The organism is Persicimonas caeni (assembly GCF_006517175.1).
Lineage (GTDB): Bacteria > Myxococcota_A > Bradymonadia > Bradymonadales > Bradymonadaceae > Persicimonas > Persicimonas caeni.
Genome location: NZ_CP041186.1, coordinates 7,394,815 through 7,408,582, shown reverse-complemented (window position 1 = coordinate 7,408,582; position 13,768 = coordinate 7,394,815). Strand labels below are relative to the sequence as shown.

Here is a 13,768-nt window from a genome sequence, read left to right as displayed (position 1 = left end):
TAGCAACACCAGCTTCGGCGCTCACTCCTCGACGATGCGCTGCATCGCCTGCGGGGTTCGCATCCGAATCTGGCGGCGCTATCCTCACCGAAAGGTTGAATCTCACTTCGGTGTCACCCCACTAGCTGATTCTAGCTATCAGGAGAGACCCCAAATGGCTTCCCCCATGGATCGAGACTCGAGAATGACGCCTTTGATGAGTCGATGTCGACGCATATCTGCCACGCGATGCCTTCAGGTGCTGGCCTCCTTGGCCCTGATGTTCTTGGCCGGCTGCTCCGGCTGCAATGACAAGGAGGACGGCCCCTACAGCGTCGTGGAGACATGCAGTGCCGACGGCGACTGCAGTGAAGGCCAGGTATGCCGCGAAGATAGCTGCGTGGAGGTGTGCGCCGCCGACTCGGAGTGTGCCGATGGGGAGATTTGCACCGCCGGGCGCTACTGCTGGCCCGAGCCGGGTGTCGGCGAGTGCGAATCGGATCTCGACTGCCAGTCGCGCCGCTGCGACGACGGGATGTGTGAGGCGCCGGTGCGCTGCGAGTCGGATGCCGAGTGCTTCGAAGGCGAGTTTTGTAGCGTCGACGGCGTGTGTGTACCGGCCTGTGAGGCGAGCGTCGACTGCGCGGTGGACGAAGTCTGCCACGAAGGACGCTGTGTGGTCGGCGGCAGCTGCACGCAAGATACGGACTGCGGCGAGAATGGACTGTGTGAAGACGGAAGTTGTCGCGTCGAATGCGCCGATGACACCGACTGCGGTCAAGATGCAGTCTGCTTCGAAGGGCACTGCTCATCGGGTTGCACCCAAGACGACGAATGTGGCCAAAACGGCCTTTGCTGGCGAGGTGTGTGTACGCCGGCTTCGCCGCTCGACCCGAGCCGCCCTGCCCCGGCGCCGCCTGTGGTCGGGCAGCCCGACAATAATGGAGGCACCGATGCCGGCACGCCCGACGCAGACGACGCTGGCTCGAGCACCGACCCGGACCGAAGCGAAGCGCCGACCTGCTCGTCGAACGCCGACTGCTCGGCCAACGAGCGCTGCGAGGACGGACTGTGCGTGACGGACGAGTTTTGCCAGAGCGACAGCGACTGCACCGACGGCTCGTACTGCGACCGTGGTCAGTGCCGCCTGGGATGCACCGACGACGCGCAGTGCCGAAGCGGTGAGTCTTGCGGCGCCGACGGACGTTGCGTGGCCGACTCCGGCCCGACCGGGCCTGTGTCGTGTGAGTCCTCGGCCGACTGTGAGCCGTGCGAGATGTGTGTGTCGGGCACCTGCCAGGTCGTCGACAAGATCTGCGTGACCGACGCGCAATGCGGCCTCGAGAAGAGCTGCCTGTCGGGCTTCTGCCACTACGATTGCTCTTCCGACAGTGACTGCCCCTACAGCCAGACTTGCCAGAGCGGCGTATGCAAGACCAACCCGAGCCCGGCCCAAGCTTGCACCGCCAGCAGCGAGTGCCCCTCGGGCGAAACCTGCATCGACGGATTCTGCTTCGCCCCCTGCTCGGCCGACGCCGACTGCGGCAGCCAGATGATGTGCGACCACGGCGTATGTCGCCCCGACTACCGCGCTGGCTACGAGTGCCGTGACAACAGCAACTGCGCCGGCGACGCCACCTGCGTCAACGGCTTCTGCACCACGAGTTGCTGGGACGGCACGGATTGCCGCACCGGCACCTGCGCGACGGGTGGATACTGCACGCGCTAGACGAGTTACGCTAAATGGGGAGGCAGGGACGCCCAAAACTTGCGTCCCTGCCTCCCCATGCGCTATTGGTAGAGGAGTTGCGATACTCCACGAGCCGCGCAGATGACCACAGCACGTCCAAAACTCCAGGGCTTCTTGCTCGCCGCCGTCCTGATGTGCGCGAGCGTGCTCGTGCCCTCGCCGGCGAGCGCCGAGCTTTACCGCTACGAGACGCCCGACGGCAAAATCCTCATCACCACCGAGAAGAAGTCTGGCTACAAGCTTCTCGAGGTTCTCTCCGGTGGCTCAAAGACGTCGACCAAAGACAAAAAGATTCGCAAGCGAAGCGCCAGCAAGTCTTCGAGCACGAAGACCAAGCGAAAGCGCAGAAAGCACTCCAAGCGCAAAGGCGAAGACGCATTCGACGACATCATCGCCGAAGCGTCCGAAGCCTACGATGTCCCCTTTGGCTTCATCAAAGCAGTCATTCGCGTGGAGAGTGCATTCAAGCCGAACGCGGAGAGCCACGCCGGTGCCCAGGGGCTGATGCAACTGATGCCGCGCACCGCGGCTAGCCTCAATGTGACCGACTCGTTCGATCCCAGGCAGAATATCTACGGTGGCGCGAAGTTCCTGCGCATCCTGATCGACCGATATGACGGCGACATCAACTTGATTTTGGCTGCTTATAATGCCGGAGATGCCGCCGTGAAACGCTACGACGGCATTCCTTACCCGCAGACCCGCGATTACGTCGCGTCGGTCTTCTATTGGTACAAGATCTACCAGAAGGAAGAGGAGTCTAAGTGAGCGCGGCCACGATTCGCGAGGACATCTTCAACCTTCCCAACCTCCTGACGCTCTTTCGGATCGCGCTGATCCCGGTGGTGTCGCTGTTTATCTATTACGGCGATCCGATGTCCGGGTTGATTGCGGTGTTGCTCTTCTGGGTGGCCAGCGTCACGGATTGGTTGGACGGCTATCTGGCCAGAAAGCGCAACCTGGTGAGCCTCACCGGAAAGTTTTTGGACCCGCTGGCCGACAAACTGCTGGTCATGGCCACATTGCTGATGCTCCTTCCCCTCGGACGCATCTCGCCGTGGCTCGTCATGATCATCTTGGCCCGTGAATTCTCGGTCATGGGTCTTCGAAGCATTGCCGCCGGCGAGGGCTTTATCATCGCCGCCGGACAAGGCGGCAAGTTCAAGACCGCCTTCCAGATGACCGGCCTACTCGGCCTGATCATCCACTACGAATACCTGGTCGACTACTGGTTCATCGAGTTTCGCTTGAACTTCCACCTGATTGGACTGTGGCTCCTGATCATCTCGGTGATCTTCAGCCTCCAGAGCGCCTACGAGTACTTCAAGGGATTCTTGGAGGCGATCGAGAAGGTGCAGTCCGAGGCCACCGGTCGAGAATAGGCGTGAGGCTAAGACGCCACGCGCCGCCCTCTCCCACCCAATAACAACTGCAAGGCCGACTGGCCCGGCTTCATAAAGTCAACCTGGACGCCCAGCTTGCGAAGATGGCTGGCGATCTTGAGGCGCTCTTCGCGCTCACGGGTCGAAAAGAGCTCACGGCTGATGCTGTAGCGCTCCGAGCCGTCATGATCGTCTTCATAATAGGCGGGGGTAAACGGCACCAGGAAGCGAACCGCGTGGCCTTTGATTTGTGCCAAGCGGATGGAGCGGGTGACGACTTCGGTGTTCATCACACCGCACAGGTCGCTGATCACAACGATCCATTGGCTCTCTTTGGCCGTCGTCACGATGCGTTCGATGGCCTGATTGAGGCCACGCTCCTTGAGCCCCAGGCGCGCCTCGACCCGATAAGGCACCTCCACACCGCGAAGCTGCGCAAAACGCCGCAGCAGCGACGTCTCTTCGTCGAGCAGGCCGTCGTGTAGGATGGGCGAGTCGAACTTCTCCTTCTCGAGGCGAATCACGCTGCGAAGCCAGCGTTCGAGGAGCTTGATATTGACGCCCGATTCCGGCTCGACGTCGTCGCCGCGACGAAAATCGAGGCGCTCCTGGACGACCAAGTAGTCGGCGAGCTTCTGGGCGAGTTCGACTTCGCCCCATTCGGTGAGCTCGTCGTCGACCACCGAATTGACGCCGACGAGGTGGCGCAGAATGCGGGCCAGATGGGACGGCGCCGTCGCCGGTGGGATGTGGCCGTACAGCTTTTCGTCGAAGGTCATCAACCCGACGCGGTCACGCGCGCCGATGACGCTCGTGGCCAATTCGGCGACCGACTCCACGCCATGCTCGAGCTTCTGCCCCTCCCACTGCCCGCCGCGCATCGACGTGGAGATGTCGAGCAGCAGGTACATGCTCAGGTTGACCTCGCGCTCGAAGTCGCGCGAGATGAGCCGGCGATTTCGTGCGGTCGCCTTCCAGGCGATGTGGCGAAGCGGGTCACCGGGTTGATAGTCGCGCAGCTCGCGCACCATGCTTCCGGTGCCGATCTGGCGCACCACGTGCTTGCCACCATGCTGGAGCGCGAACGCACCGAGGTTGCGCGCGCTCTGGTCTCGCCGGTGACTGCGCTGGGGAAAGCACTCGAAGGCGTGTAGGCACGGCAAGTAATCGCGCGCGGAGAGCAGCCCCAGCGGGTCGCTGATGGAGACGTCGAAGCCCTGCAACGTCCAGCGTCCGGAGCGCGCTGCTTCGACCGTCAACGGCGCTGAAACCTCGGCCTTCGTGGGCAGGTGAAAATAATCGTCGATGTCACCCAACCCCAGCGCCCGCGCGCCAAACGGCTCGAGGGCCAGGCCGTACAGGGGCACCCAGGCATCGTTGCTGATGTAGACGTCGACGTCGGTCTTCTCGCCGGTCATCACGCCGGTCGACCGAAAGCGCTTCGAGCCGGAGTCGTCGCGGACCTCGATGCGCACGAAGCGCCGATCGAGGGCGAGCGCAGCCACCACGCACAGCAGAAAAGAAATGGCGAGGACGGCCACCTGGACTTGACCGAGTAGCAGCAAGAGGGGCTGCTCGGTGACCGCGCCCGCGGCGAGGAAGACGATCGCACAGACAAAGACGAAGACGCCGCGTGTTGTCAGATGAGGATTCACGCGCTGGCGTCCTTACTCCGAGTAGGGAACCTGCTTGAGCGCCTGGCGGACGATATCGTGGGACTCGATGCCGCCGAGCTGCGCCTCGGGAAGCAACAGCACCCGGTGAGCGAGGACGCTCGGCGCCAGAATGCGCACGTCATCGGGAAGCACGTAATCGCGCCCCTGGACCACTGATCTGGCCTTGGCAGCCTTGAGCAGCGCGAGCGCAGCGCGCGGCGATGCCCCCAGCGAGGTGTGCTCGTGATTGCGGGTGAAGTTGCCCAGGGCCACGATGTAGCGAATGAGCTCGTCGGAGATATGCACCGCCTCGACGGCTTTGCGCAGCACCGCGATATCGTCTGCGCCCAAGATCGGCTCCACCGGCCTGGGGGCGACCTGATGGGTCTTCATGACCCGGAACTCTTGGTCGGGCGTCGGGTAGTCGATGACGATCTTGAGCAAGAAACGGTCGAGCTGGGCCTCGGGAAGCGCGTAGACGCCCTCCTGCTCGACGGGGTTTTGGGTGGCGAGCACCAAGAATGGCGATTCAAGCTGGTGGGTCGTGCCGTCGATGGTGACCTGCCGTTCCTGCATCGCCTCCAAGAGCGCCGACTGCGTCTTGGCCGGCGCGCGGTTGATCTCGTCGCCCAGCACGATATTGGCAAAAATCGGGCCGCGGCGCAGGATGAACTCGTTGGTCTGCAGGTTGGGAACGTAGGTGCCGGTGATATCCGAGGGCAGCAAATCCGGGGTAAACTGGATCCGGCTAAACTCGGAGTTGAGGGTGCGCGAAAAGGCGCGCACCAGCGTCGTTTTGGCCACACCGGGCACACCCTCGAGCAGAATATGCCCGCGGGCGAAGAGCGCGATGAGCAGCGCGTCGATGGTGCGCTCGGGCCCGATATAAATGCGCCCTACTTCGGCCTTGAGCCGTTCGATGCGCTCGGCGTAGCGCGCGATTACCTGCTGAATCTCGACGCTCTCACTGTCGGCGGCGTCGGATTCGGGGCTTTCGTCGGGTTCAGACCAAGCTGCGGGTACGTCGCTCATACTCTCCCTCGAGTCCCATGATCTCCAGCACACGGCGGGTGCGCCGGTATATTTTTATCAGGTCGCGCTCGCTAAAGTAAGCATCGCTGTCCAGGAAGACCCGGTGGCGTGTCGGTATTCTGGCGTAGGTGGCCAACAGGTCGGTGACCTCTTGCTCCATGCGTTGAGCTTCGGTCGGCAGGTGCCCCTGCGTGTACTTGCGCCCGAACTCTCGGCCCAACTTCTCGACGCTGGGTCGATTCTCGCCGCTGATGGGCCAATAGCCGAGGTCTTCCAAGAATAACTCCTCGAAGACCTCCTTCAAGATGGCCAGCGGCAGCGCATAATTCGTCTCACGGCCGCCGTCGCCAAAGCGCGACAGGTTCCAATCGAACTCACTTTGCGGCGACGGAACCTCGCGCGTCGTGTTGTCGACATACTCACTGTAGGGGCGAGAGGCGCGTAGGCGAAATACTGCGGCCAAGTAGAGCGCGAGTCCGCCGGCGAGCAAAATGCTCAGGTAGTAGAGCAGCCTGCCGGCGGGCATCTCCTCCATAAATTCGCTAATGGCTTCGTTGAGCTCGTCGAGCTGCGCGCTGAGCGTGTCGGGCGAGTCATCATCCGGCTGACGAGGCGTGTAGCGTCCGTACTGCTCGAAATCGCGCACGATGAGCTTGGCTCGGCACTGCTCTTGGCCCGTGCAGATGTAATCGAGCGCGTTTTGCACGAGCACCGAATTGTCGGCGACGCTGAGCATGTGGTTGATGACGAGGCTCGCGTCGGCGAAGAGAACGACTTTGCCGTCACCGAGGTTCATGTCGTAGACCAATCCGCCGCCTTCGTCATAGGAGACGACCGGGCCGCCGACGTTGAGCAAGACCGCAGGATGGTTGGCCACGACAGTGTCGACCCCCTCGAGCAAAGGGTGTCGTCCGGTGGGCTCGAAGATCGGAAGCGCGCGGTTCCCCTGCACGAAGCGGTCGTGAGGCAGCTCGCCCATGGCGACGTTGACCCGGCTGACGTCGAGCCGATCTAAAAACGCCGGGCTCGCCCCGTAGTCGTCGGCCATGAAGAGGCGACCGCCGTCGACGACGTAGTTGGCGGCATTGGCGATTTCGAGGCCGCTGGTGGGATAGACGAAGATAATCGGCTCGTCAGGGCTCTGCTCGGACCAATCGATCTGGTCGACGACCTCGATGGTGATGCCCTGCTTCTCGGCGAGTGCGACCAACCGGCTCAAACCGGTCCACGCGTCGCTCGCGGGGTCGAAGTCTTTTCCGCCCGGGCTCTCTTGGGCGACGACCGTCGATGCGGCCGTAACCAGGCAGACGACGAGCACAGCCCACACTAGCTGTCGGAGTCGAGAGGTCACGACGCCCCCTCCCCCTGGCGGTCCCGAAGCTGCAGGGCGATATCGCGCGCGAGCTCCCACACCGAGGTGTCGAAGGTGCGTCCGCTGAAATAGGTCTCCTCGACCACCGAAGTCATCATCGACACCAGCTCCTCGCCGCTGAGCGTGTCGCCCGCCTGGGCCAGCTTGTGCTCGAGCGAGCGTAGAAACGCGCGGCGAGCGGGGCTGCCGGTGTCTTGGGTCGCTTCGTCGGTCACCTCGAGCAGCGCAGCCTCGATTTCACGCGGCGACAGGCGTCCCCAGAGGTCTTGGCCGTCGAGGGTTTCGACGAGGGACTGGTAGAGCCTGCGAATCTTGAGCGGCACGGCGACCAGGTCGAGGCGTACATTGCTCAGTCGCCCCTTGTGAGGCAATCGAAAGCTGAGTTTACCCGGCATGAAGCCGCGTGCGCGCACCTCGAGCTCGTAAGCTCCGGCCGTGAGCCCATCGATGATGAAGATCCCTGCACGTGGCGAAGCTTGCCCGGTCGCGTGCTCGGTGCGGACCCGTTCTCCATCGCGCCACACGACGAGCTCGGCATCGGCCACCGGTCGATCCTTCCAAATATCCCACACCATTCCTGACAGCCGCGTGTTGTCGGGCGCGGTGTCGACGGGTTTCTCGTCCACGCCGAGGCTGTGGGGGGACAACGCCTCGGTGTCTTTGAGCGCCATCTCGGCGCGCTCTTCGCTCTCGCGCTCGTGACGGCGTCGCTGGAGCTGAGTTTCGATGACCTGCCAAAATCGCTGCAACAACAGCGCGAGTCCGCCGATCAACCCGAGGAGTCCCAGTGCGTTGAGAATCCAACGCGAAGTCGTCCGATCGAGCTCGACGGGCGCGGTCGGCACAGCGATCTCGGCGCCAAGTTCGGGCACGATGGCCGTCTGGGCATGCCAGATGCCGTCTTCGAGCTTGTCGCCGGAGTAAAACGCGCGGAAACGCCCCTGCTCGTCGGTCGTGACGAAGCGCTCGTAACGTGCCTGCTCGTCGCCGCGCGCAGATGAGCCCGGCAGTTGAGACATCTGCTCGGCTTGCTCACTCTCCTCGGACGGCTCCCCTTGGTCCTCGCGGCGAATCTTGACGGCCACTCGCACCCCCGGAAGCGGACCGCGCTCGTCGGTGAGACGTCCCTCGACGGCCAGACCGCGCTGCAGGCGCTCGACAACCTCTTGAAAGGACGCCGTCGCGTCGACCTCGGCGCTCACGCGCAGCTCTCCGACTTCTTCGACGACGTCGCGATGGCGGCCCTCGGGGATACGCACGCGCACCTCGTTGAGCCCGGGCGAAAGCGAGCCGGCGACATCGACGGTGCCGCGGCCAAACTGATCGAGGCGCGTCTCGCCAGCGTAAACGTCGTTGACGAGCACTTCGGCTTTGGCTTGCAGGCCGACACCGGCGACCGAGGCGCGCACCCGCACCGGCACCGATGGTACCTGCCCGATCACGAGCCTGGGGATCTGGGTGCGCAAATCGACCGGGGCCGGCTCGACCTCGAGCGACTTCACGATGCGGCTGGCCGTGACGTGCTCGGTCTCCTCGAACATCACAGAGACGTGCCAGGTGCCCGGTTCGAGCTCGCGCTGAGTGCTAAACCCACCGCGCCGGTCCGTATAGAGCGTTTCACTGGCGTCGGGGTGACGGCGATGTCGCCGTTCTTTGCTGAAGAAGACGACGATCTCGCGCTGGGGCAAGCCGCGGTCGAGTTCGTCGCGAAGTGAGCCGCTCACGCGCACCATCGTACCGGCAGCGGTCACACTCGTATCGAGCGCGCTCTTGGCGCGCACTCTCAGTTCGATGGCGTTTGCCTCGTCGACCGACGGTGCGCACAGAACCCCCGCGCACACAAAGAGGCCGATCATCCATGGGAGGATGAGCCGCCTGGTTGACACTTTGTGTGACAATGGCCCCATCGGTCAGAGGCGTCCTCGGTTGTAGGTGCGATTGGCCGAACGAAAAACACCGCGGCGGCGAAAGCCTATTCCGACGCCGAGTTCGACGGTGTCGTGAGGTTCGCGAGTGTGTCGCGCGCCCACTGAGCATCGTCGCCGTCGGGGGCCAGAGCAAGGTAGCGTTGCAATTGAGTGCGCGCGAGCGCCTCGTCGCCCCCTTCGAGCGCCATGCGCGCCAGGCCGAGTCGAGCGGGCGCCAAGGTCCCGTTCTTCTCGAGCGCCTTGGCGTACATCTTTCGCGCCAGGGCAAACTCGCCGCGCGCCTTGTGGTAGTGGGCGCGCTCGATCAAGAGCGTGGCCGACTCACCCATCAACTCCGCGGCCTTTGTCAGATACGCCAGTCCCTTCTCGTTGCCCTTGCGCGAGCCGTTCAAGATCGCCAGCCACTTGAGGGTTTCGGTCGCCTGCGCCGTAAAGGCCGACGAGCCCGCATAGCTGCGAAGAATGCGCGCCATGTCGCGGCGCCCTACCCGAGCGTCGAGCTCCAAATAAGCTTCTCCGAGGCCACGAAGGGCCTCGACGCTCGTGCGGTCCTTGAGCAATGCCTTGTAAAAGGACCGCTGGGCGCGCTTGGGTTCGCCCAGGCTCAAGTAGATGCGTCCCAGCTCGATGAGCATGCGTGCGTCGTCGGCGCCGCTTCGCCACGCGTCGCGAAAATGGGCGCGCGCCGTCTTGTCGTCGCCGGCGACCTGCGCGTGCAGACCACGCATCCAGTTGGCTTCAGGATGTTCGGGGGCCAGCGCCAGGGCCTGGTCTGTCCACTCGCGGCTTTGCTCGAAGCGCTTGTGCCAAAAGGCGACGTCGGCGAGGTCGAGCAGTCGCTCGAGGGACGTCGGAGACGTGGCCGCGAAGGTCTCGTAGCTCGTCGTCGAGCTCTCGGCTTTGGGGCCGCGTCGGCCGAGCACCCGCATGCGAAGCGCGTCGAGTTCGGCGCGGGCGTATGCCGCCACCTGGGCCTCGTCCAACGCGACGAGCGCTGCGCGCCCTCTTCCCGAAGCCGTCAGGCTGAGCGCGAGGTAGCGCAACGTGGTCACGTCACCCGCGCCCTTGTGGGCCTCGAGCGCTGCACGAGCGTGCTCGATCGCATTTGCATAGCGGCCGGTATGATAGGCCAGCGCCGCTCTCGCGCTGTGGCCGGGCGCGCTTTCGGGCAGGGCACGAGCCGCGCCACGGGCAGCAGAACGATTGCCGCGCCGGATCTCGACGATGGTGCGCTCGAAACCGACACGGTCGGCGACGTCGTCGATGCCACCGAGAAGCTCGAGCGTCTCGGTCGCCGCGACGCCAAAGCCGAGCACGCTCAGCACTTCGGCACGCGCGAGCAATGCCTCACGCGCGAGCGGCTCGGTTTGCACCTGCTCTTCGACCGACAAAAGCGGCACCACCGGCTCGGGCAAGGGCTTGCCCTTGTCGCTGGAGTCCCGGGGCGTCACCCGGCCGGCATCCTTGACCGGTGGAACGAATTGGTACGCGAGGTCAGCGCGGCCCGCCGCAGTGAGCGCGCGCGGCGCGACGACTTGGAGCAGCCAACGGGCGTTCATGTCGAGCCCGGGCAGCTGGGCCAGGCTCGTGAACGAGGCGACGCCCCCGTCGATATCGACCGCGGCGACCCGCAGCATACCGGCCACCAGGAGCGCGCCGCCGAGCATCGGCTCTCGTTCGAGAGCCTTGTCGACGTGTCCCAGCGCGTCGCGCGGCTTGTCCTGTCGAATCAGGTCGAGCGCACGCTCGAGGCTCTCCACTGAATGGATAAAGCGCGGCTTCGGAGAGGCGTTCTCCAGTTGCTCCTTCTGGCCGTTGTTTTCGTTGGGCTGGCCGGTCTTTTCGCCAGGCTGGTCGGTTGCTTCGTCTGGCTCGCCTGGCGCCATGTCTTCGAGCGCGATGTCGACCACCGGCATCGAAGCATAGGGGTTGGCCCGGTTGAGGTTGGCGAGCTTCTGGCGGACCGTTCGAGCTTCGTCCTGACGGCCCTGGCGAACGAGCACGCGCAACTGCCCGGTGAGCATGGGCGCAAACTCGGGCGCTGCCTCGTGGCCTCGGCCGTAGAGGCGAACCGCCGTCGCGAAGCGTCCGCGCGCCTCGGCGACGAACGCGCGTGCCCAAAACGAGGCGAACTGGTGTGGGAACTGACGCTCCAAACGCGCCGATTCTGCCAGCGCCCGCTCGAAATCTCGCTGCAGTGCAAAGGAAGCTGCCTTGGCTGCGATGCCCCAGACGGTCTCGCCGCCCGGTGCCGAAGCCGATGCCTCGCCCCACTCGGCGGCGCGTACCGCCTCTAGAAAGGCGCGGCGCTCGGCAAATGCCGGGCTTGCGAGGTCGCGTTTGGAGGTCGCGGCGAAAAGCTCATCGATCTGGGTCTGTTGTGCCGGGTCGACGCTCTCGATGCTGGCGTCGAGCGCGGCTACGCTGCTCGTATCCGGCCCCGAACTCCACCAAACGTAGCCGCCGAGTCCAGCCACGAGCACCAGCACCACAAGCAAGAGGCGCCCCTTGCGCTTCGACGCGGCAGCGGGCGGCGGGTTGTGCTCTTTCGTCTCCGGGGTCTGCCTCTCGGGCGCGGGCTCGGGCTCCATATTCGTTTCTAAGGCTCGGTCAACGGGTTCCGGTTCCGGCTGGAGTTCGACCGGTGCTCGTTCGGGTTCCGGCTCCGGCGTCGGCTCTGTGATCGCTGGCTCCAGCTCCGGCTCGGGGGACGAATACGGCTCCGTCTGTGCGGGAGGTCGAGGCTCGGGCATCGGCTCCGCCGTCGGCGCCGGCGCGGGCTCGGGCGCAGGCGGCCACGTCAGGTCGTAGCCGTGCTCGTTGGCCGCACGCACGAGTTCGCGTCCCATCGACGCCTTCCCGGCCGGGTCGAGGCGCCTCAGAATATCTCGAAAAAGCTGTTCGGAGTCAGACTGCAGGACGAGCACGCCCGTAAGATCGTACTCGAGTCCTGCCGAGGTAAGCTCATCGACGTAGAGGTCGATAAGAAAATCGAGGGCGGCTCGCTCGTCTGGCTGACGTTTGAGGCCCTCGATTAAGAGAACTGCAGATCGGACCGGTTGGCCGCGATCGAGCGCTTTTTGAGCGCGCTGCTCGAAGTTGAAGCTCACCGCGAGATCTTGACTTCCTGAGGAAAGAAGAAGCTCATGCCCAGGGTCAACATGAAGTTGTTCTTGAACTCGGGATCCGAGGTGAGCGTGCTGACTTCCGAGCGGCTGTACAGGTAGTCGCGCAACTGGATATTGGCCGAGATGCCGTCACCGAGGAAAAAGCGCGTGCCCAGGCCGACGGTGGGCGCCGGACGCAAGCCTTCGAGCTGCGAGTCGACCTCACCGCCGTCGATGGCCGACTGGGCCGTCTCGCCGATGAAGGTGAACCCAGCGATCAGGTGGACGTCATAGTTGGTGATGATGCTGTTGAACAACGAGAACTTGCCGACGATGGGCACGTAGTTGACTTCGAGGCCGGCGAGCCACTGGATATGCGAGTACGACAGCTGGTTGAGCTCGTCACTGGCGTTCTCCTCGAGCTTGGCCTCGACGCTGTTGCGCAGGTCGGTGTCGAGCTGCGCCACACCGTAGCCGGCCACTGCGCTCAAGCCCCACTCGTTGGTGAGGTGATACGACAGCGTCGCCCCGACGATGCCGTTTCGCAGGTAGGCATCGTTGAGCGTCATCCCCAGCATCGGCGCCAACTCGACGCGCGTCGAGCGGTACAGGAGCTGGTGGCGGATCACCGAGCCCGACTCACGAGCCGTCTCGCGGCTCTCCTGGGCATAAGCCTCGGAGTCGAAGGCAAAGGAAGCCGCGCAGATGGTCAGCAGCGTGAACAGGCGACAGAGGGTTTGGCGCGTCATGAATTGTCTCACTGTCGATTGCACCAGAAATTAGACCCAATCATTTGGATTCGTTAGGGCGCCAGCGCCCTGCTCTATTCGGCGACTTGGTCGGAGTATTCGAACGTCGTGGGCAGGTAGAGGCTCAGGCCACCAGCCACCGTCACGATATTCGTCAACGAGCCAGGCGCGCCGCGCAGGTCGGCGGAGTAGATGACGTCGCGAACCTCGAGATTCACGGCCATCCAATCGTTCAAAAAGATGCGGCTGACTGCGCTGACCGTGCCACCGAAGGTGACGTCGCCCGACGACAACGCCAGACTCTCGGCGTCGATGCCCACGCCGCCGGCGGTCAGGCCGACGTCGTAGAAGATGATGAACGAGTCGGCCAAGGCGAACTTGCCGACGATGGGCTTGTAGCCCAGCTCCAGGCCGCCGACCCAGTTAAGTACGGCCACGTCGGCGTTGGTGCGCGTCTCGTTGGCCGTCTCGTTGAAGGCGTCGGTGGGCCCGCCGAGGGCGTCGCCGAAGTTGTACCACTCGAACAGACCGCCCAGATAGACGCTCTCGCTGAAGTGGTAGTTTCCATTCACCCCAACTTTGTAGTGGCGGTACAGCGAGTCGTTGACCGATACGCCAAAGCGCGGGACGAGATCAAAGCGGCCCTTCTGCAACACCGGCTTGCGCTGGATGACGTGGATGGTGTCATCGAACTCTTGGCGCGTCGTCTCTTGAGCGAGGGCCGGTTGGGCGGCGATGACCACCAACAGGCCGATCAGGAGACTGACCAGAAGCGAGGGCGACGATTTGAGCTGTGTCATTTGCTGTCCGTGCG

General features: G+C 64.0%; 10 protein-coding genes. 3 read left to right on the top strand and 7 right to left on the bottom strand.

What is annotated here, in order from left to right; translation table 11 throughout:
* The first annotated feature begins 238 nt into the window (after positions 1-238).
* The 3 genes from FIV42_RS27495 to pgsA all read left to right on the top strand — a co-directional run bounded on the left by FIV42_RS27495 (position 239) and on the right by pgsA (position 3,111).
* Positions 239-1,708 (top strand): DUF7107 domain-containing protein, encoded by a 1,470-nt coding sequence (locus FIV42_RS27495; RefSeq protein WP_141200799.1) that lies wholly within the window; start codon positions 239-241, stop codon positions 1,706-1,708.
* A 102-nt stretch (positions 1,709-1,810) separates the two neighbouring features.
* Positions 1,811-2,497, top strand: coding sequence for a lytic transglycosylase domain-containing protein (locus tag FIV42_RS27490; protein ID WP_141200798.1), 687 nt, complete (start codon positions 1,811-1,813; stop codon positions 2,495-2,497).
* Positions 2,494-3,111, top strand: coding sequence for a CDP-diacylglycerol--glycerol-3-phosphate 3-phosphatidyltransferase (gene pgsA, locus FIV42_RS27485; RefSeq protein WP_141200797.1), 618 nt, complete (start codon positions 2,494-2,496; stop codon positions 3,109-3,111). The genes FIV42_RS27490 and pgsA overlap by 4 nt, the downstream gene beginning before the upstream one ends.
* An 8-nt stretch (positions 3,112-3,119) precedes the next feature.
* On the opposite strand, the gene FIV42_RS27480 is transcribed toward pgsA, so the two are convergent.
* From FIV42_RS27480 to FIV42_RS27450, 7 genes are all read right to left on the bottom strand, one after another.
* The gene (locus FIV42_RS27480; protein WP_141200796.1) at positions 3,120-4,766 is read right to left on the bottom strand and encodes a DUF58 domain-containing protein; all 1,647 of its coding nucleotides are present in this window, start codon (positions 4,764-4,766) and stop codon (positions 3,120-3,122) included.
* A gap of 12 nt (positions 4,767-4,778) precedes the next feature.
* Complete coding sequence (locus FIV42_RS27475; RefSeq protein WP_141200795.1) at positions 4,779-5,798, bottom strand: AAA family ATPase; 1,020 nt, start codon at positions 5,796-5,798, stop codon at positions 4,779-4,781.
* Positions 5,770-7,149 carry a DUF4350 domain-containing protein gene (locus FIV42_RS27470; protein ID WP_141200794.1) on the bottom strand — a complete coding sequence of 460 codons (1,380 nt, stop codon included), beginning with the start codon at positions 7,147-7,149 and terminating at the stop codon, positions 5,770-5,772. The genes FIV42_RS27475 and FIV42_RS27470 overlap by 29 nt, the downstream gene beginning before the upstream one ends.
* Entirely contained in the window at positions 7,146-8,951 is a 1,806-nt protein-coding gene (locus FIV42_RS27465) for a hypothetical protein (RefSeq protein WP_141200793.1), read from the bottom strand. Before FIV42_RS27465 ends, FIV42_RS27470 begins: the two co-directional genes overlap by 4 nt.
* Before the next feature lie 191 nt (positions 8,952-9,142).
* Positions 9,143-12,208, bottom strand: coding sequence for a tetratricopeptide repeat protein (locus FIV42_RS27460; RefSeq protein ID WP_141200792.1), 3,066 nt, complete (start codon positions 12,206-12,208; stop codon positions 9,143-9,145).
* Positions 12,205-12,954: an outer membrane beta-barrel domain-containing protein gene (locus FIV42_RS27455; protein WP_141200791.1), complete on the bottom strand. Its 750-nt coding sequence runs from the start codon at positions 12,952-12,954 to the stop codon at positions 12,205-12,207. The genes FIV42_RS27460 and FIV42_RS27455 overlap by 4 nt, the downstream gene beginning before the upstream one ends.
* 74 nt (positions 12,955-13,028) lie before the next feature.
* On the bottom strand, positions 13,029-13,754 hold the full coding sequence (locus FIV42_RS27450) for an outer membrane beta-barrel domain-containing protein (RefSeq protein WP_141200790.1): 726 nt from the start codon (positions 13,752-13,754) through the stop codon (positions 13,029-13,031).
* Positions 13,755-13,768 lie beyond the last annotated feature (14 nt).

Coding starts and splice junctions, on each gene's coding strand:
- FIV42_RS27490 (WP_141200798.1), top strand. CDS start 1,811: ATGACCACAGCACGTCCAAAACTCCAGGGCTTCTTGCTCGCCGCCGTC.
- FIV42_RS27475 (WP_141200795.1), bottom strand. CDS start 5,798: ATGAGCGACGTACCCGCAGCTTGGTCTGAACCCGACGAAAGCCCCGAA.
- FIV42_RS27450 (WP_141200790.1), bottom strand. CDS start 13,754: ATGACACAGCTCAAATCGTCGCCCTCGCTTCTGGTCAGTCTCCTGATC.
- FIV42_RS27455 (WP_141200791.1), bottom strand. CDS start 12,954: ATGACGCGCCAAACCCTCTGTCGCCTGTTCACGCTGCTGACCATCTGC.